Raw genomic sequence first — 18,614 nt, 5'->3', positions numbered from 1 at the left:
AAATCAGGGTAACGTGCGCGCCATGATGAAGCGGCACGGATCGGTTCGGTTTCTGGTTTTCGCAGCCCTGCTGGCGGTCGTCGCCACGGTGGGGACCGCGCTGGCGCATCCGCATGTCTTCGTGACGTCGAAGAGCCAGATCGTCTTCAACGGCGATGGCGCGATCACGGAAATCCGCCATGTGTGGGAGTTCGACCTGCCGTTCAGCATCTATGCTGTCGAAGGGCTCGATGCGAACGGTGACGGGCGGTACTCGGACGAGGAACTGCAGCCGCTTGCGAAGGTCAACGCGGAATCCCTGAAGGAATTCGACTTCTTCACCTTCGTCTTTTCCGGCAACGACGAGCCGCCCTATGCCGCGCCGAAGGACTACCACCTCGAACGCTCGGTCAACGGCGAACTGACGCTGCACTACACGCTGCCGCTGGAAACGCCCTACGACGCGCGCAACAAGCGCGTCGATATCGACATCTACGACCCGGAATATTTCGTCGCCTTCAAGCTGGCGGAGACGAACACCGCCGAGCTGATCAACGCGCCGGACGATTGCTCCCTGAAGGTGCAGCGGCCCAAGCCCATGGATGCCGAGGCGCAGGCCAAGCTGTCCGAGCTTCCCGCCGAGATGCGGGACCTGCCGGAAGAATATCTGGGCCTGGTGTCCGACATCGAGAACAAGCTGATCGTCACCTGCGGCACGGTGGTCGCGACCGCCGCGCCCGCGCCGCGCGAGATCAAGCCAAGCGGCACGCCGTTCGGCGTTGCGCCTGTCGAGCAGGGGTTCAACCCGAACGAAGGCGGTCTGTTCTCCGGCTTCCTCGGCTGGGTCGCGGCGCAGCAATCGCGGTTTTACCAGATGGTGACTGCGGCGGTGACCGAGACCCGCACCAACCCCATGGCAGCCTTCACGGTGCTGGCCTTCGCCTTCATCTACGGTGTGCTCCATGCCGCAGGCCCTGGGCACGGCAAGGCGGTGATCTCGTCCTACGTACTGGCCAACCGGGAGACGGCGCGGCGCGGTGCGCTGATCGCTTTCCTCGCGGCCATGCTGCAGGCCGTGTCAGCCATCACCATTGTCGGCGTGATGACGTTGATCCTGCGCATGACGAGCGCCAGCATGACGCGGGCAAGCGGCATCCTCGAACTGCTGAGCTACGTGCTCATCATCGCCATCGGCGCGTGGCTCGTGTGGCGCGCCGTTGGCCTGCGCCCGCAGGCCGTCATGGCGACCGCAGGTGCGGGCGGGCCGGTGCCTCACCACGGGCATGACCACGTGCACTTGGCTGACGGGTCCTGTTGCGGCCACACCCATGCGCCCGACATCGATGACATGGCGCAGCCCCTGAGCTGGAAGGCGGCATGGGGCGCGATCATGGCGGTCGGCATCAGGCCATGCAGCGGCGCGCTGATCCTGCTCGTGTTCTGCTTTGCGCAGGGCATGTTCGCGCTCGGCATCGCAGGGACTGTGGCTATGGCGGTCGGCACCGGCGGCATCACGGCGGCCATCGCTACGTCTGCGCTCGGCGCGCGCAATCTCGTCGAGCGCCTGTCGCGTTCACCGGAAACGGCGGCGACGATCGCGTTTGCCATCGAGCTTGGTGCCGGTGCCTTCGTGCTGCTGTTCGGGCTGGTGTTCTTCGCCGGGGCGCTGGTGCGCAACGGGCTGGTTTAAGCCCCGACTTCAGGACGGCAATCGTTCAGGAGGCCGATGCCAGCGTCCGCGCCTTCATTTTCTCGACAGCAAAATCCAGCCGCTTGCCGGCGCGGGCCTGCAAGGCTTGCGGCAGCGTGTCCCGGTTGGGTACCGGCCCGCCTTGCATGGCGACGGCATAAGGTTCCGGCAGGCCTGCCGCCCGCAGCTTCGCGATGGTTTGTTCATGGTCGTATTCGAGGCCGTGAAGCGCGATCTCCACGCCGCCGTCCGCAGGCGTCAGTACCGCGTACCAGCCGCGCGCCGTGCCATCGTCAGCGGGGATGCCCGCCGCCCCCGTGTTGAGCCAGCCGCGTGCGCCGAACCGGCGAAAGAACGGGAAGCCGCTGTGCCCGCCGATGATGAGGTCCTCGGTCACGTTGTCCAGTTCGCCGGTGAACTCGGCCTCCGGCTCCGGTCCATAGAGGAAGCGGTTCACCTGTGACGGGGTGCCGTGGACGACGCGGATCGAGACGCCGCCCATAGACAGGGTCAGGTGATCGGGCAGGGTGCCCATCCAGCGGCACAGCGCGTCGCTGACGCGTGACTTCGCGAAAGCGTACCATTGCACCGACAGCAGGTCGCAGCCGGTGCCCTCGTCAAAGCCGCAGCCGCAGTCGATCGCGCCATCGAACAATTGCTGCTCGACATTGCCCTTGATCGCGGGGCAGCCGAGATCATGCAGCTTGCCCGCGCATTCAGCCGGGTCCGCGCCATAGGCGATGATGTCGCCGGTGTGGACCATGTGCGAAGCGGGGATGCCGCGTTCGCGGGCGACCTTCTCGATTGCCTCGAAGGCTTCGAGGTTGGAATAGACGCCCCCGAAGACGAGCAGCGGTTCAGCAACCGAGCCGAGGTCACGGGTTTCGAGGGCAGGCTCAGTCATGGTGGCTCTCGAGGAGATCGCGGCCAAGCTCGATGGGTTCGCCGTGCGGCGTGGCGCGGGCGGCGCGGTCCCACGCGTCGATGCGCTCCAGCCGCTCGTCCACGCCAATGGTGCCGGTCTCCGCCAGCAGGGTTTCCAGCGCAGCCAGCCATTGCCGGTAGTAGGGCAGGTCCGGCTGAGCCTTGATGGTCGCGCCCAGCGTCTGCGCCCAGGTCGGCCAGTCGAACAGTCCGCGCTCGTGGCAGGTCACGGCCAGCGCGAAGGCCTTCGCCTCCCACGGTTCGGCGAAGACCGGCCCGTCCGCATCGCGGGCGATGCCGGGGCTTTGGCTGATGCTCTCTTCAGGCGCGCTCAAGATAGGGCTCCCACATGTCCACGTGGATCGTGTCGCCGGCCCGCCCGGGACCGAAGATCGCCCCGGCATCGAAGCTGACGCCGTAGAGCCATTGCGGCTGTTCGCCTTCGCCGTGGGCATTGGCATCGGGAAAGACGTGGCATCCATGCACGCGTTCGATGACGCCTGTATGTCCGCGCACATAGCGCGGCAGGCGGGTGTGCCCCTTCGGATTGACGAGGGCTGCGCGAACGATATCGCCGACGGCGTAGACAGGCCTCGTGCTCGTCTCGCGGTCGCACGGACCGCCTGCGGCCAGCACGCGGGCGACGTCATCGGCTTTCAGCACGCGCTTGAGCTGCGCAGGCGGTTGACTGGCCTTTCCGGTCGCGAGTTCCTCGGGTGTCGCCAGCCCACGCTCGCGCATCAGCCGGGTCAGGCCCTCGAACCAGATCTGGTAGTAGCTGGAGGAGAGATATTGCGCCGGCGGGGTGCGCTCGCGCGCGTGGCGCGACATGTCGAGATTCCAGGCCCCGGTCGCGCCCATGGCGAGCGTCAGCGCGAGAACGCGCTTTTCCCATTCGCCGTGGAACAGCGGTTCGTTGTCTTCCAGCGGCAGCGGGCCGAAGCCGTCCGCACCGCCGAGATCATGCGGGCCGTTCATGCGAGCCGTCCCTGGGCGCGGGCTTCATCCGGTGTCAGCGCCAGCCCCGTGCCGATCATGGAATCACGGGTCACGAGGCAGGCGAGGTCGTCCGCGCTCATGCCATCGGTGCCGTCGGGGCGCATCGGCACGACGAGGTAGCGGGTCTCTGCGGTTGAATCCCAGACGCGCACCTTGGTGGCCTCAGGCAGGGTGACGCCGAATTCGCCGAGAACGTCGCGCGGCTGCGAAATGGCGCGGGAGCGGTAGGCCGGCGTCTTGTACCAGACAGGCGGCAGGCCCAGCACCGTCCACGGGTAGCAGGAGCAAAGCGTGCACACGACCATGTTGTGGGTGTCGGGGGTGTTCTCGACCGCGACCATGTGTTCCCCCTGCCGCCCGGTGAAGCCCATGGACGAGATGGCCGCGGTCGCGTCGGTGCGAAGCTGTTCCATAAACTCGGGTTCAGCCCAGGCGCGGGCAACGACGGCAGCGCCGTTGCGCGGGCCGACCTTGGTCTCGTAGGTCTCGATCAGCGCGTCCAGCGCGGGCGGGTCGACATAACCCTTCTCGAACAGCAGGGATTCGAGCGTGCGCACGCGCAGCTCCATCTCGTCGAGTTCGGAGTGGTCGTGGCCGTGATGATGGTGATGCCCGGCGCTCGCCGCATCGTGATCGTGGTCGCTCATTCTTGCCTCGTCATGTGCGTCTTGCCCCCTGCATAGTTGCTCCAACGCTGCGGATTTGGAACCCTGCGCAAAACAATGTGAAGGGAAGGGGGAACCGATGACACTGGATATCAGGGCTTGCGTGTTCGACGCATATGGCACGCTGTTCGACGTGAACGGGCCGGCGCGGCGGTTTGCCGATGAAATCGGCGACAAGTGGCCGGCCTTCTCGCAGACGTGGCGCGACAAGCAGTTGAATTACACTTGGCTGCGCAGCCTGATGGGCGCCTACAAGGACTTCCGCGAGGTGACGGCGGATGCGCTGGATTTCGCGATGGAAGCCAACGGCATGAAGGATGCCGACCTGCGTTCGCGGCTCCTCGACCTCTACAACAACATCGACGCCTACCCGGACGCGGTGGACACGTTGCAGCGGCTGAAGGCCAGCGGGCGCGCGACGGCGATCCTGTCGAACGGCTGCACGCCGATGCTCTCCTCCGGCGTTCAGGCGTCGGGCCTGGGACCGCATCTCGACCACGTGATTTCGGTCGACGCGATCAAGGTCAACAAGCCGCATAACAGCGTCTACGAGATGGTCCGCGAACAGATGGACGTGAAGCCGGACAACGTGCTGTTCGTCTCCTCCAACGGCTGGGATGCGCACGCGGCGGCGCATTTCGGATTCAACGTGATCTGGCTCAACCGCACCGGTCAGCCGGACGAGCGCCTGCCCGGCAGCTTCGCAGCGCGCGGCGAGCAACTGGCCGACGTTGCCGATTTCCTGAAGTGTTGAGCTGAGCCTTGCCTAGTCGCGCAGCATGCGGGCTGCGCGGTACTTGCGGCACGCATCGCCGAAGGCCTCGAACAGCTTGCGCGAAACGTCGTCGCTGCCGGCCCAGTATTCCGGATGCCACTGGACGGACATCGCGAATGCCTTTGCGCCCTTTACGCTGGTCGCCTCGATGGTGCCGTCCTCGGCGGTGGCCTCGACCTCGAGCCCCGGTGCCAGCTTGTCGATGGCCTGCCGGTGGAGTGAGTTCACGCGCACTTCTTCGGTGCCGAGAATGTCGTGGAGCATGCCGCCGACGCATGTCCGCACGGGATGGGCAATGCGGAAGCGCTCGTCGTTGTCGGTGGACTGGGGCGCTCGGTGGTCCATGCGCCCTTCCTGCTCCTGGATCTCGCCGGCAATGGTGCCGCCGAGAATCACATTTAGCTCCTGGTGGCCGCGACAGATGGCGAAGAGCGGCACGCCCTTTTCAAGGGCGAGCTTCGCCAGCGGGAAAGTCGTCGCGTCGCGGTCGCGGTCGAAGGGCTCGTGCTTTTCGCTCGCCTCCTCGCCGTAGAGCGGCGGATGCACGTTGGAGCGCGAGCCTGTCAGCAACACGCCGTCACAGCAGGCGATGGCCGATTCAAGATCGGCGGATGCGCCGAGCGAAGGCACCAGCAGCGGCATCACGGCAGCCTGGCCTGCGAGCGCCGAGATGTAGGTCACCGGGGCTGCGTGCCACGTGTAGCCATCGATGTCCTTGACGTCGGTTGAAACGAGGACGAGCGGCTTTTGCGTCATGGATGGGGTTACCCGGTGCGTGCGTATCTGGCGCCGACTATGTGCGCGTGCCCGCCGCCATTTCAAGCGGCGGGCACGCGGATGAGGTCTGCGTTAGAAGCTCAGCGAGACATCGCGGTGATGCGAGGAGCAGCCGGCGACGTAGAGCGCCTGTTCACGCGGCAGGCGGTCGAGCCCACGCAGGCCGATCGTGTCGCGAATGGCTGCGTTGTAGACCTCGAGCTGCGGTAGCAGTTCCGTGCTGGCCTGTTCTCGCCATGCGATCTCGCGCTCGAGCGCCTGCATAGCGTTGGCCAGTTCCGTGCGCGCCGTTTCCTTGTCCGGCGTGCTGCTGCGCATGGCCTTGCGGGCCTCGTTGATCGGGTCACGAACGTCACCTGCGCCGGGCACGTCACCGACCATCGAGCGGACGGCCGAGACCTTCTCGACGAACTCTTCGGCGGTGTCCTTGTCGAGGGCTTCCTGAAGGGCCTCGATGTCATTGCGCAGTGCCTTGAGCGCATCGCCGGCACGGATCACCTGCAGCACTTCCACGACCGGCTCGTACGCCTGGTCGGTGGTACGGCGATAGGCGAGGCGGGCCCGCTGGTCTGCCTGCTGGAGCGTCTTGAACTGCTTGGCGGCTTCATCCCACTCCGGCGGGATGCCAGCTTCCAGCTCTTCCTTCTGGGCGGTCAGGTCTGCGATCCGCTCCTTGGCATTCTCGCCCTGTTCGGCGGAATAGATGCCAGTGGGGCCGGAGCGCACGACGACGAGTTCGAGGTCCTCGATACGCGCATCCAGCCGGCGCACGTCACGCTCGATGCCGCGAACCTGGCGGTGCAGCGGCTTGTACTCGTAGGTCGCGTCGTCGATGGCCCGCTGCGCTGCGAGGATTTCCTCCATCTGCGGGATGGCCTCGGCGGCGGTGTCGAAGCTCTCCGTGAGATCTTCGGCGAGGTCTTCGGGCAGCAGCGAGAGGTCGAGTGCACGGGCGCGCTCGATGGCAGCGGCGATCTCGTCGCCGTTCTCGGCATATTCCTCGGCCGCGAACTCTTCCATGCAGACCTGCAGGCGCGGGTTCTTCGGCGGCGGAGCGGTTTCCGACAGCAGAGAGACGCGGTTGGGCAGGTAGTTCACCAGCGCCGGGTTGAGGCCGACAATGGTGAGTGCCATCAACTGCAGGCCGATGAAGGCGATGACGCCCTTGTACATCGCGATCGTACGCACCGTCGCGGGCGCGACGCCGCGAAGATAGAACAGTGCGAAGCCGAACGGCGGCGTCAGGAACGAGGTCTGGATGTTCAGGCCGATCATGACGCCGAGCCACACGGCCGTGACGTTGGCGCTCGGGTCGGCCAGCAGGATCGGCGCGACGATGGGCACCACGACCACGGCGATCTCGATGAAGTCGAGGAAGAAGCCGAGGATGAAGATCACCAGCATCACGATGACGAATTGCGACCAGAAGCCGCCGGGCATCGACTGCAGGAACTCGCGCACGAGGTCCTCGCCGCCGAAGGCACGGAAGGCAGCCGTCAGCATGGCGGCACCGATGAGGATGATGAAGACCAGCGAGGTCGTCTTCGCGGTCTCGATCATCACGCCGCGCAGCGTGTCCTCGATCTTCATGGTGCGCCAGCCGCTCCAGAAGATCGCGATGAGGAGCAGCGAAACGGCGATCAGCGCGACCACGAGGGCCAGCACGTCGGTGCTGGTGGTGATGCGCTTGATGTTGACGGCGTGGAAGCTGACGACGACGCCCACCGCGAGCAGCGCGATGATGGCGAGGATGGCGGGCGTATAGGCCCCCTTCTCGCCGTCGCGCAGGCGATAGCCGGCCATGATCATGGCGCCGATGGCACCGATGGCACCGGCCTGGTTCACGGTCGCGATGCCCATGATGATGGAGCCGAGGACGAGGAAGATCAGCGCCAGCGGCGGCACCAGCGTGATGAAGACCTGCCAGGCGAAGCGGCGGTCATAGGCGCCTTCGCGCGGCACGGTTGGTGCCATGTGCGGCTTCAGTAGCGCGAAACCGAGGATGAACAGCATGTAGAGGCCAACGAGAAGCAGGCCGGGCACGAGAGCGCCGAGGAACATTTCGCCCGCGCTGGTGGATGTCAGCGCGAAGTCGGCGGGCATGGAGATTTCGCCGGTGGATGCCTTGTAGAGCGCCTGCCGGGTGGTGCTCGCCTGGTCGACGGCGCTGGCGAGCTGGTCAGCCAGGATGATGAGCACGATGGAGGGCGGGATGATCTGCCCGAGCGTGCCGGATGCGGCGATGGTGCCGGTTGCAAGCGCGGGCGAGTAGCGGTTGCGCAGCATGGCCGGCAGCGAGATCAGGCCCATGGCCACGACCGTTGCGCCGACGATGCCGGTGGTGGCTGCCAGCAGCGCGCCCACGAAGACGACCGAGATGCCAAGGCCACCGGGGATCGGGCCGAAGAGCTGCGCCATGGTGACGAGAAGGTCTTCGGCGATCTTCGAGCGCTGGAGCATGATGCCCATGAACACGAAGAGCGGAATGGCGATCAGCGTATCGCGTTCGGCTTCCCAGTAGATGCCGCGGAAGTTGGTCACGCCGGCGCTCAGCCACTGGCCGGGTCCGCCATGGGTGAAATAGGCGTCGACGCTGCCGGTGGCGAAATAGCCGACCAGCGAGGCCAGCGCGATAGTTAGGATCGCAGAGCCTGGAAGCGCGAAGGCGACCGGATAGCCGGAGCCGAGCGCGTAGGCCATCGTTACGATCAGAACCAGGATGAAGAAAAGTTCCATGAAAGATCCTGACGGGCTGGCGCGTTAAGCGGTCGCGTGGCTTTCGTGGTCACGCCCGCCGGGTTCGCCGCGGATGTCGGCGACCGCGTCCAGCAGGTAACTCACGAATTGAATGAGCATGGAGATGGCGAAGACGGCGAGGAAGCCTGCCATCATGTATTTGACGTACATCCCGAACCCGGCCTGCGTCACCTCGAAGGAGAGCAGCGGGCTGATGATGATCGACTGCTTCGAGCCGGCGCCGATCATCAGGATGACCCAGCAAAGCGGAATACCGAAGATCAGGGTCCCGGTGGCATTCAGCCACCCCTTGGTACGGCTGGCGAGGCCGGCATAGAAGACGTCGACCCGCACATGGCCTTCTTCCAGCAAAGTGTAGGCGCTGGCGAAGAGGAAGAGCGCTGCGTACCAGAAGCGCACCAGGTCGGCCATGAAGGCCTGCTCGTAGGAAAAGATGAAGCGGCCGATGACGATGATCAACTCGGCCATCACGACGAGCAGCGCGAGCCAGTAGAAGCCGAGCGTGCGCGTGAAGAAGGCGATGATTATCGAGATGCCGATGAGCGGCATGTGTACGAACGTGCCGCGGAAGTTCGAGCGCCCGAACGCACTGGCGAGGTCGCTGCCGAAGACGCTTTCCAGAAGGCCCTCGACGCGCAGGAACGAGATGAAGGCATCCGCCAGCCCCACCAGAAGCACGGCCCAGAAGGCGGCACGGATGAAGACGACGTTTATGTTGGAGATGCGTGCCGAATCCTCGCGCAGCGTGCGCGAGCGCGTGCTCATGACGTAAAGCGCGCCGAAGATGGCCATGGCCACGTAGATGCCGACCTGGAGAAAGGCCATGGCACCGCCGTTGCCGGTCAGCGCGTTGTTTGCGCCCGGCAGGTCAAGCCAGTAGGTGAGATAGGCATTGGCAACAAAAGCGACCATGACGGCCAGCATGATCCAGCCGAAAAGCCGGGTCACCAGTGGCGTCATGTCGGAACCGGACGGCGTTGTATCCGCCGACGCGTCAAGCGCTGTCACGAGCGTGCTCCCCCCAACTCCATTGTACTGATGGGACGGGGCCTGCCGGCCCCGTCCCGTATGTCTTCGTTCTTTTTCGAACTTTTCTTAGAGCTTGACACCGGAAACGCGGTTGCGCTGGCGCAGGTAGGTCGCCTCGGCGGCGAGCATCCAGCGGCCAACGTCGGCACGGAAGTTCACGAAGTTGTCGTGCACCTTCGCGGCCAGTTCGCTGTGCTGGCGGGTCTCGTCGAAGACTTCCTCGGCAGCTTCGTAGAAGGCGTCGTAGACCTCGTCGCTGAACTGCTTCAGCTCAACGCCGTGCTCGTCGATGAGCTTTGTGAGGTACTCACCGTTGCGGGCATTGGTCTCGGCCATCTGCATGGCGTTTTCTTCCATGCAGGCCGCGGTGATGAGGTTCTGGTCTGCCTTGGACAGACCGCCCCACCAATCGGCATTGATGCCCATGGTGAGCTGAGAGCCCGGCTCGTGCATGCCCGGATAGTAGTAGTACTTCGCGGCTTCGTAGAACTTCAGGAAGTAGTCGTTCCACGGGCCGACCCACTCGGTGGCGTCGATGGAGCCGGAAACCAGGTTTTCGTAGATCTGGCCGCCCGGCAGCGAAACCGGCGAAGCACCGAGCTTGGCGAGAACGTCGCCGCCGAGGCCCGGAATACGCATCTTCAGACCCTTCAGGTCGTCAGCGGTCTCGATTTCCTTGTTGAACCAGCCGCCCATCTGCACGCCGGTATTGCCGACCTGGATGGGGTGAATGCCGAACTGGCCGGCCACTTCCTCGTGCAGCTCCTTGCCGCCGCCGAACTTCATCCACGCGTCAATTTCGGCGTAGGTGAGGCCGAACGGCACGGCGGTGAAGTATGCCCAGGCCGGGTGCTTGCCCTTCCAGTAATAGTCGGCGCCGATATAGGCTTGGCTGTTGCCGGCGGCCACTTCGTCGAGCGAGTCGAACGCACCGACCTTCTCGCCGGCGGCGAAGTAGGTCACGTTGATGCGGCCTTCGGAAAGCTCCGCGATGCGGGCGGCGGCGCGCTGGGCGCTGGTGCCGAGGCCCGGGAAGTCGCGCGGCCAAGTCGAAACGATCGCCATCTCGGTCGTGCCCTGCGCAATGGCAGGGGCGGCGAGCGTCGTCGCACCAACGGCGGAAGCCGTAACGGCAGCGCCCTTCAGAAAATCACGTCTTTTCATTTCTCCACCTCTGTATGGATGTGTATCCAACCGGTCCCCTCCCTATTCAGAGGGATCGTCCCCGCGAATTCACCGGTTTGTTCCGGGGTAATGTGCAGCGGGAAGCCGAAACTTATCGGTGGCCATAGAATTCCGCAAGCATTCCAGCGACGGTGCCTGCAACTCGTGCAATGTTGCGGAAATGACCTTGAAACAAGCATGATGCGGCGCACAACGATGTGCAGGAGGGCTTTTGGATGAGCAATTCGGCGACTGGGACGGGCTTCGCGATGCCGCCGGAATGGGCGTCACATGCGCGCACCTGGATGGCGTGGCCCTGCAACCCGTTCGTCATCGATCACGATCCCGTTGGCGCGTTCGGAGCCTGGTCGGCGACCGCGAACGCGGTGTCGCAGTTCGAACCGGTGACGATGATCGCGCCGCCGGGCAAGGCAGCACAGGCGCGCGAATACCTCGATGACGCGGTCGATATCGTCGAGCACCCGCTCGGCGACAGCTGGATCCGCGACAGCGGTCCGACCTTCGTCACGTCGCAGGGCAAGCTCGGCGCGGTGGACTGGACGTTCAACGGCTGGGGCGGGCGCACCTTTCCCGAAGCCCGCGACGATGCGCTGGTTGCGCGGTTCGTTGCGGAGCAGGCGGGTGCGGCGCGGTTTGCGTCGCGCCTCGTCAACGAAGGCGGCGGCATTCATGTCGACGGTGAAGGGACATTGCTGCTGACGGAATCCGTTCAGCTGAACGTCAACCGCAATCCAAACTGGAACCGTCAGGAGGTCGAGGCCGAGTGCCATCGCCTGCTTGGCACGCGCCATGCGATCTGGCTCAAGCGCGGGGTCGTTGCCGACGAAGGGTCGATGGGCACCGACGGACATATCGACACGCTCGCCTGCTTTGTCTCGCCCGGCGTCGTCGTCGCCCACGGCCAGCCGGACCGCGACCACCCGGATTTTGAGACGGCCGCGGAGAACATCGCGATCCTGCGGGCTGCGAAGGATGCGCACGGCAAACCGCTGGAGGTCGTCGTGATCGATGCGCCCGCCGACCGCCAGGACGCGGATGGCGAGCCGATGTCGCTCAGCTACGTGAATTTCTACATCTGCAACGGCGGCATCATTGCCTGCCGGTTCGACGACCCGCAGGACGAGGTTGCCGCCGATACACTGTCACGCCTGCTTCCGGGCCGCAGGCTGGTTGGCGTGGACGCGCTGCGCATCTTCGAGAGCGGTGGCGGCGTGCACTGCATCACGCAGCAGCAGCCGGCGGTCTGACCTCGATCAGCTCTTTCTTGTCGCGCGCGGTTTCGCGGAAGGCTTGCCTGTCGCGCCTGATCCGGTTTTGTCGCCAGACTTGGCTTGCGCAGTCGTGCGCGTTTTCGCGCCTGATGAGGACTTCGGTTTTGCCGGAGCCTTTTGCTTCGGCGACCTGGCGGCGGCATCCTCCGCCACGTCGCTGCCCCCCGCGGGTTCCTCCGGCGAGCGCGACAGCGGCAGCGGCTCCTTGAAGGTGAGCGTGCGGTAGGGGAACGGGATCTCGATGCCCGCCTCGTCCAGCGCGCGCTTGACGGCGGACACCACCTGGTCGCGGGACGTGCGCACGTCCACGGGTTTCGACCCGGTCCACCACGTGACTTCAAAGTTGATTGATGAGTCCGCGAATTCCTGCGCGAAGACCTGGATGGGCTTGTTGTCCTGCTCGACGGTGTCGCATCCCTTCACGGCGGCGGTGATGACCTCGCGGGACTGGTTGACGTCTTCATCGTAGGCGACGCCGCAGATGACTGTGACACGGCGCAGCGGCAGGTCGGTGAGGATGTAGAGTGGCTCCTTGAACAGCGTCGCATTGGGCACGATCACCAGTTGACCGTCGGTCTTGCGGACATGGGTTTCGCGGATGTGGATCGCTTCCACGACGCCATCGATGTCGTCGCACTCGATGAAGTCGCCGATGCGCATCTCCCGGCGCAGCAGGATTATGATGCCAGCGAGGAAATTCTCGAAGATGTCCTTGAAGGCAAAGCCGATGGCGACCGAGCCGATGCCGAGACCCGCGAGCATGCTGGCCGGCGTCAGGGTCGGGAAGATGATGACGGCCGCCACCATCAGGCCGACGACCCAGATGCCGATGCGCACCATCAGCCGGAAGAGGCGGGCGAGCGAGGGGCGCAGCTTCATGCGCGACGTGGCGCGCCGCATGAGCGAGGCGGCCAGCGCGGCCAGCGCCCACGTTACGAAAATGACGATCAGCGCGATGGCAATCTGCGGCAACAGGGCGATGGTCGTGGCGGCCATCGCGTTGAGCTGGGTGACCAGAATTTTGACGGGTTCCAAGACGGCTCCATTTGCGTGCGGAGGAAGGCGACTTGGCTGTGGCAGCGCGCGCCGGGGACGCTAGAGTAAAGGTCGGATGGCGCGGGTTGGTTCCCGACTCGCGATCAACGCGCGAACGACAGATCGGGAGAGACGATGCGCAAGGTAATTGTGGCCGCGACACAGATGGCCTGCAGTGACGACGTGGACGACAACATTGCACATGCCGAGAAGCTGGTGCACGAGGCCGCCGCGCGCGGCGCCAACGTCGTGCTGATCCAGGAGCTCTTCGAGGGCTACTACTTCTGCCAGGACGAGTTGCCGGAGCATTTCACGCGCGCAACGCCGGTTGCCAAGAACCCGGCGGTGAACCGGTTCCGCGAGCTTGCCAAGGAGCTGGGCGTGGTGTTGCCGGTCTCCTTCTTCGAAAAGGCGAACAACGCCTTTTTCAATTCGCTCGCCATGGTGGATGGCGACGGGTCGATGCTCGGCGTCTACCGCAAGACCCATATTCCGCAAGGGTCCGGCTACCAGGAGAAATTCTATTTCAGTCCCGGCGATACCGGCTTCATGGTGTTTGAAACCGGGTTCGGGCGGCTTGGCGCGGCGATCTGCTGGGACCAGTGGTTCCCGGAGTCCGCGCGCTGCATGGCGCTGAAGGGCGCGGAAATCCTGTTCTACCCGACGGCCATCGGGTCCGAGCTGATCGATCCGAACTGGGATTCCGCCAAACACTGGCAGACGGTGATGTGCGGTCATGCGGGCGCGAACCTCATGCCGCTGGTCTCCTCCAACCGGATCGGCACGGAGCCTGGCAAGCGCGGAACAGAGCTGAACTTCTACGGTTCGTCCTTCATCGCCGACTGGCAGGGGCAGAAAATCGTGGAAGCAGATCGCACGGAAGAAGCGGTGCTGACGGCGGAGTTCGACCTAGACGAAATCGCGGCGCACCGCGCCGCATGGGGCCTGTTCCGCGACCGCCGGCCGGAACATTACGGCCCGATCGCAAGCATGGACGGGTTAGGTCAGTAAAGCTGACCTAACTGGACATTTCCGGTGCGATAGATTAGAACTTAAGTAGAGTACGCGTTCCGGGAGCGCGATCACGCTCCCGGTTCGCATAACAAACAACGGCCACGCGACCAGTCGCGCCGGCAGGGAAGCGAACCAGATGGGCAAGCACGACGTCAGCCTTGGCGACAAGTACGACCTGGGCAAGGACCGCATCTTCGTATCTGGCACGCAGGCGCTGGTGCGCCTCGTCCTGATGCAAAAGGAGCTGGACCGCCGCAAGGGCCTGAACACGGCAGGCTACGTCACCGGCTATCGCGGCTCGCCGCTCGGCGGTCTCGACCAGCAGTTCTCCCGCGCCAGGAACGTGCTTGCGCCCGCCGACATCCTGTTCCAGCCCGGTCTCAACGAGGACCTCGCCGCGACCGCCCTGTGGGGCGCTCAGCAGGCCGAGATGCGCGGCGAAGGCAAGTTCGATGGCGTCTTCGGCATCTGGTACGGCAAGGGTCCGGGCGTTGACCGGACCGGCGACGTCTTCCGCCACTCCAACTTCGCGGGCTCTTCCAAGAACGGTGGCGTGCTGGCGCTGATGGGCGACGACCATACCTGCGAATCCTCCACGACCGCGCACCAGTCCGAGTTCGCCTTCGTCGATGCGATGATCCCGGTGCTGAACCCGGCCGGCGTGCAGGAAATCCTCGACTACGGCCTCTACGGCTACGCGCTGTCGCGCTATGCCGGTGTGTGGGCTGCGCTCAAGTGCATCAAGGACACGGTTGAATCCACCGCCTCCATCGACGGTGCGCTGGACCGCGTGTCGTTCAACATTCCCGACGATTTCGAGATGCCCGAAGGCGGGCTGAACATCCGCCCGAACGACCACCCCATCGACCAGGAAGCGCGGCTGCACGACTACAAGCGCGACGCCATCCAGGCCTTCCTGCGCGCCAACCCGATCAACCACGTGATCTGGCGCGGCGGTTCGAAGCCGAGCATTGGTATTGCTTCGCTCGGCAAGTCCTATCTCGACACGCTGCAGGCGCTGGCCGATCTCGGCATCGATGAGGTGAAGGCCGCCGACCTCGGCATCCGCCTCTACAAGATCGGTTGCCCGTGGCCGCTGGAGCCGCGCGGCGTGAAGGCCTTCGCCGAAGGCCTCGACAAGATCATCGTGGTGGAAGAGAAGCGCTCGCTCGTTGAATCGCAGATCAAGGAGCAGCTCTACGGCACCAACAACGGCCCGGTCGTGGTGGGCAAGCGCGACGAGAACGAGCGCGTGCTGTTCCCGGCCAAGGGCGCGTTGGATTCAAACGACATCGCCATCGCCATCGGCGAACGCGTGCTGCAGGTCGCGAACGACCCGCAGATTGCCGAGCGCGTCGCCGCGCTGAAGGCCTTCCAGAAGACGCTTGCCGACACCGACAACGTCGCGACGCGCATTCCGTATTTCTGTGCCGGTTGCCCGCACAACACCTCGACGCACGTGCCGGACGGCAGCCGCGCCTATGCCGGCATCGGCTGCAGCTACATGGTGCAGTGGATGGACCGGGCGACCGAGGGCTTCACCCACATGGGCGGCGAGGGCGCGAACTGGATCGGCGAATCGCCGTTCTCTACCCGCGGCCACGTGTTCCAGAACCTCGGTGACGGCACCTACAACCATTCCGGCTACATGGCGATCCGCGCGGCCAAGGCCTCAGGCGTCAACATCACCTACAAGATCCTCTACAACGACGCGGTCGCCATGACCGGCGGCCAGCCCCACGAAGGCGGGCTGACGGTGCCGGACATCGCAGCGCAGGTTGCAGCAGAAGGCGCAAAGCCCGTCATCATCGTGTCGGACGAGCCGCAGAAGTACCCCTCCGGCGTTCACTGGCCCGAGGGCACCCAGATCCGCCACCGCGACGACCTGGACGAAATCCAGAAGATGCTGCGCGAGGAGCAGGGCCTGTCGGTCATGATCTATGATCAGACCTGTGCCACCGAGAAGCGCCGCCGCCGCAAGCGCGGCACGTTCCCCGATCCGGACAAGCGCGTGGTCGTCAACGAACTGGTCTGCGAAGGCTGCGGCGATTGCGGCGTGAAGTCCAACTGCGTCGCCATCGTGCCGGTGGAAACCGAGTTCGGCCGCAAGCGGCAAATCGACCAGTCGACGTGCAACAAGGATTTCTCCTGCCTGAAGGGCTTCTGCCCGAGCTTCGTCTCCGTGTCGGGTGCAAAGATCAAGAAGGCATCGCCCAAGACGCTCGACGGCATCGATGTGTCGTCCGTCCCCGAGCCGCAGCAGGCCTCGCTGGATGATCCGTTCGCCATGGTCGTGACCGGTGTCGGCGGCACCGGCGTCGTCACCATTGGCGCGCTGATCGGCATGGCGTCCCATATCGAGGGCAAGGGTTGTGGCATCATCGACATGGCGGGTCTTGCGCAGAAAGGCGGCTCGGTCATGTCGCACCTGCGCATCGCCAAGCGCCCCGAGGACATTGCCACCATTCGTGTGGCAGCCGGCGGGGCCGACCTGATCCTTGGCTGCGACATGGTGGTTGCCGGCGGCAAGAAGGTGCTGTCGGCCATCGATCCGGGGCAGACCGAGGTCGTGCTCAACACCCATGAGCAGCTTCCCGGGGACTTCACCCGAAATGCCGACTTCTCGCTGCCCACGCAACGGCTGAAGCGCGCGATCACCCAGCGCGCCGGTGAAGGCAAGGTCCACATGGTCGACGCGCACGCCATCGCGACGCGCCTGTTCGCCGATTCCATCATGGCGAACATCTTCATGCTGGGCTTCGCCTACCAGATCGGGGCGATCCCGGTCGCCGGTTCCTCGCTGGAGGAAGCGATCCATCTCAACGGTCAGGCCGTGGACAGGAACATCGAGGCGTTCCGGGCCGGCCGCCTTGCCGCGCACGATCCGAAGGCCTTCGAGGCAGTGATGGCTACCCCGCGCGACGAGGCGGCCGGGATCCGGCAGCTGTCGGAAACGCTGGACGAGATGATCGCGCGGCGCGCCGAGTTCCTCACCGCCTACCAGAATGTCGGCTGGGCAAAGCGCTTCACCGATCGTGTTGCGAAGGTGCGGGCGGCAGAAGAGGCTGCGGCACCGGGCACGACGACGCTGAGCGAAGCGGTCGCGCGCGGGCTGTTCAAGGTGATGTCGTACAAGGACGAGTACGAGGTCGCCCGGCTCTATACCGACGGCAATTTCGCACGGCAGCTCGCCAAGCAGTTCGATGGCGACCTGAAGCTGACCTATCACCTCGCGCCGCCGCTACTGGCGCGCATCGACCCCAGCACCGGCGAGCCGAAGAAGATGCAGTTCGGTCCGTGGATGCGGTCGGCGTTCGGTGTGCTTGCCCGCTTCAAGGGACTGCGCGGCACTGCGCTGGACGTCTTCGGCTACACCGAGGAGCGTCGCATGGAGCGTGCGCTCATCGACGAGTACGAGACGATGGTCGACGAGATTGCATCCGCGCTCACCGCGGGCAATCATTCCTCAGCCGTTGCGGCGGCAGGTGCGGTGCAGGCGGTGCGCGGGTTCGGGCACATCAAGGCCGAGAACCTCGCCGGTGCACGCACGGCATGGACACGGGCGATGGACGCGTTCCGCACCACGCCGGACACGGGATTGAAGGCAGCGGAGTAGGGCATGAACCACGGCGAACAGGCTTGCCAGCACTTGGAACGCCATGACGCCGACTGAACTTGAGCGGATCGCGGGCTGGGCGTCGCAACTGACGCGCGAGGAAAAGGACCGGGCCGCGCAAGGCATCACGGTGCGCCCCTACAAGCGCGGGGCCTATGTCTGCCATCGCGGCGACAAGATGGACCAGTGGTCCGGCGTCGTCAGCGGCATCTGCAAGCTGTCCACCATCTCGCCCGACGGGAAGGCGATCAGCTATTCCGGCGTTCCGGCGGGCGGGTGGTTCGGCGAAGGCTCGATCATCAAGGACGAGGCGCGCAAGTACGACATCGTCGCCGTGCGCGACAGCGAGGTCGCGCTCATGAACGGTGCGACCTTCCGCTGGCTGTTTGAGAATTCGACCGGCTTCAATCGCTTCCTCGTGATGCAGCTCAACGAGCGGCTCGGGCAGTTCATCGGGATGCTCGGCTATGACCGGATGCTGGATGCGACCGGACGGCTTGCACGCACCATCGCCTGGCTGTTCAACCCGGTGCTGTTTCCAGCCGTCGGCACGACTCTTCACGCAAACCAGCAGGAACTGGCCGAGCTGTCCGGCCTGTCGCGGCAGGCGGCCAACAAGGCCTTGCAGTCACTTGCGGACGAGGGGTTGCTTCGCGCGTGTGACGGCGGGGTCGAGGTTCTCGACCTCGGTGCGCTGGCAAGTTACGGCGACTGAAACGGGCACGCGGCCTGCTCGCCGCATGTCTTTGCGCGCACAAGCGAGCGCGAATATTTGCAAAAATGGAAGCAAATCGCAGGGAAAACTGCGGTCACAGGACCGGAGCGATCTTGAAATACGCTCTTTCGGCCAGATGACATTAGCGGGCAGGGTTTGTCTGTCAAGCGAGTGCTGGTGCGC

General features: G+C 64.9%; 15 protein-coding genes. 6 read left to right on the top strand and 9 right to left on the bottom strand.

Translation table 11 applies throughout. The features are described 5' to 3' along the window. Nucleotides 1-22 precede the first annotated feature (22 nt). Nucleotides 23-1,669: a DUF1007 family protein gene (locus tag ACKTEK_RS12655; RefSeq protein WP_409165660.1), complete on the top strand. Its 1,647-nt coding sequence runs from the start codon at nt 23-25 to the stop codon at nt 1,667-1,669. A 25-nt stretch (nt 1,670-1,694) separates the two neighbouring features. Here the strand turns inward: ACKTEK_RS12655 and ACKTEK_RS12650 are convergent, their stop codons facing one another. Genes ACKTEK_RS12650 through nthA form a run of 4 tightly spaced genes read right to left on the bottom strand, consistent with a single transcriptional unit; the run spans nt 1,695 to nt 4,239 of the window. Further along, complete coding sequence (locus tag ACKTEK_RS12650) at nt 1,695-2,573, bottom strand: metallophosphoesterase family protein (RefSeq protein WP_409165659.1); 879 nt, start codon at nt 2,571-2,573, stop codon at nt 1,695-1,697. After that, nucleotides 2,566-2,928, bottom strand: coding sequence for a nitrile hydratase accessory protein (locus ACKTEK_RS12645; protein WP_409165658.1), 363 nt, complete (start codon nt 2,926-2,928; stop codon nt 2,566-2,568). The genes ACKTEK_RS12650 and ACKTEK_RS12645 overlap by 8 nt, the downstream gene beginning before the upstream one ends. Continuing rightward, nucleotides 2,915-3,571 (bottom strand): nitrile hydratase subunit beta, encoded by a 657-nt coding sequence (gene nthB, locus ACKTEK_RS12640; RefSeq protein ID WP_409165657.1) that lies wholly within the window; start codon nt 3,569-3,571, stop codon nt 2,915-2,917. Before nthB ends, ACKTEK_RS12645 begins: the two co-directional genes overlap by 14 nt. Further along, nucleotides 3,568-4,239 carry a nitrile hydratase subunit alpha gene (gene nthA, locus ACKTEK_RS12635; protein ID WP_409165656.1) on the bottom strand — a complete coding sequence of 224 codons (672 nt, stop codon included), beginning with the start codon at nt 4,237-4,239 and terminating at the stop codon, nt 3,568-3,570. Before nthA ends, nthB begins: the two co-directional genes overlap by 4 nt. Nucleotides 4,240-4,336: 97 nt before the next feature. Between nthA and ACKTEK_RS12630 the strand changes: the two genes are divergently transcribed. Further along, nucleotides 4,337-5,011, top strand: coding sequence for a haloacid dehalogenase type II (locus ACKTEK_RS12630; RefSeq protein ID WP_409165655.1), 675 nt, complete (start codon nt 4,337-4,339; stop codon nt 5,009-5,011). A gap of 12 nt (nt 5,012-5,023) precedes the next feature. On the opposite strand, the gene ACKTEK_RS12625 is transcribed toward ACKTEK_RS12630, so the two are convergent. The 4 genes from ACKTEK_RS12625 to ACKTEK_RS12610 all read right to left on the bottom strand — a co-directional run bounded on the left by ACKTEK_RS12625 (nt 5,024) and on the right by ACKTEK_RS12610 (nt 10,759). Then, complete coding sequence (locus ACKTEK_RS12625) at nt 5,024-5,788, bottom strand: gamma-glutamyl-gamma-aminobutyrate hydrolase family protein (RefSeq protein WP_409165654.1); 765 nt, start codon at nt 5,786-5,788, stop codon at nt 5,024-5,026. A gap of 93 nt (nt 5,789-5,881) precedes the next feature. Continuing rightward, entirely contained in the window at nt 5,882-8,545 is a 2,664-nt protein-coding gene (locus tag ACKTEK_RS12620) for a TRAP transporter large permease subunit (RefSeq protein ID WP_409165653.1), read from the bottom strand. Between the two features lie 24 nt (nt 8,546-8,569). Continuing rightward, entirely contained in the window at nt 8,570-9,574 is a 1,005-nt protein-coding gene (locus ACKTEK_RS12615) for a TRAP transporter small permease subunit (protein ID WP_409165652.1), read from the bottom strand. 87 nt (nt 9,575-9,661) lie between these two features. Then, nucleotides 9,662-10,759, bottom strand: a complete 1,098-nt coding sequence (locus ACKTEK_RS12610) for a TRAP transporter substrate-binding protein (protein WP_409165651.1) — start codon at nt 10,757-10,759, stop codon at nt 9,662-9,664. Between the two features lie 236 nt (nt 10,760-10,995). On the opposite strand from ACKTEK_RS12610, the gene ACKTEK_RS12605 reads away from it, so the two are divergent. Continuing rightward, complete coding sequence (locus ACKTEK_RS12605) at nt 10,996-12,027, top strand: agmatine/peptidylarginine deiminase (RefSeq protein WP_409165650.1); 1,032 nt, start codon at nt 10,996-10,998, stop codon at nt 12,025-12,027. 6 nt (nt 12,028-12,033) lie between these two features. Here ACKTEK_RS12605 and ACKTEK_RS12600 read toward each other — a convergent pair whose 3' ends face one another. Further along, a complete protein-coding gene (locus ACKTEK_RS12600; RefSeq protein WP_409165649.1) occupies nt 12,034-13,086 on the bottom strand; it encodes a mechanosensitive ion channel family protein in 1,053 nt (350 codons plus the stop codon). Nucleotides 13,087-13,221: 135 nt separating this feature from the next. Here ACKTEK_RS12600 and aguB point away from each other — a divergent pair, with 135 nt between their 5' ends. The 3 genes from aguB to ACKTEK_RS12585 all read left to right on the top strand — a co-directional run bounded on the left by aguB (nt 13,222) and on the right by ACKTEK_RS12585 (nt 18,431). After that, on the top strand, nt 13,222-14,097 hold the full coding sequence (gene aguB / locus ACKTEK_RS12595) for an N-carbamoylputrescine amidase (RefSeq protein ID WP_409165648.1): 876 nt from the start codon (nt 13,222-13,224) through the stop codon (nt 14,095-14,097). Nucleotides 14,098-14,236: 139 nt separating this feature from the next. Further along, nucleotides 14,237-17,716, top strand: coding sequence for an indolepyruvate ferredoxin oxidoreductase family protein (locus ACKTEK_RS12590; protein WP_409165647.1), 3,480 nt, complete (start codon nt 14,237-14,239; stop codon nt 17,714-17,716). A gap of 43 nt (nt 17,717-17,759) precedes the next feature. Further along, nucleotides 17,760-18,431 (top strand): Crp/Fnr family transcriptional regulator, encoded by a 672-nt coding sequence (locus ACKTEK_RS12585; RefSeq protein ID WP_409165646.1) that lies wholly within the window; start codon nt 17,760-17,762, stop codon nt 18,429-18,431. Nucleotides 18,432-18,614 lie beyond the last annotated feature (183 nt).

This window comes from Tepidamorphus sp. 3E244 (genome assembly GCF_046159835.1).
Taxonomy (GTDB): Bacteria; Pseudomonadota; Alphaproteobacteria; order Rhizobiales; family Tepidamorphaceae; genus JACKJK01.
The sequence above is the reverse complement of the archived record's forward strand: the minus strand, read 5'-3'. Positions and strand labels throughout refer to the sequence as shown.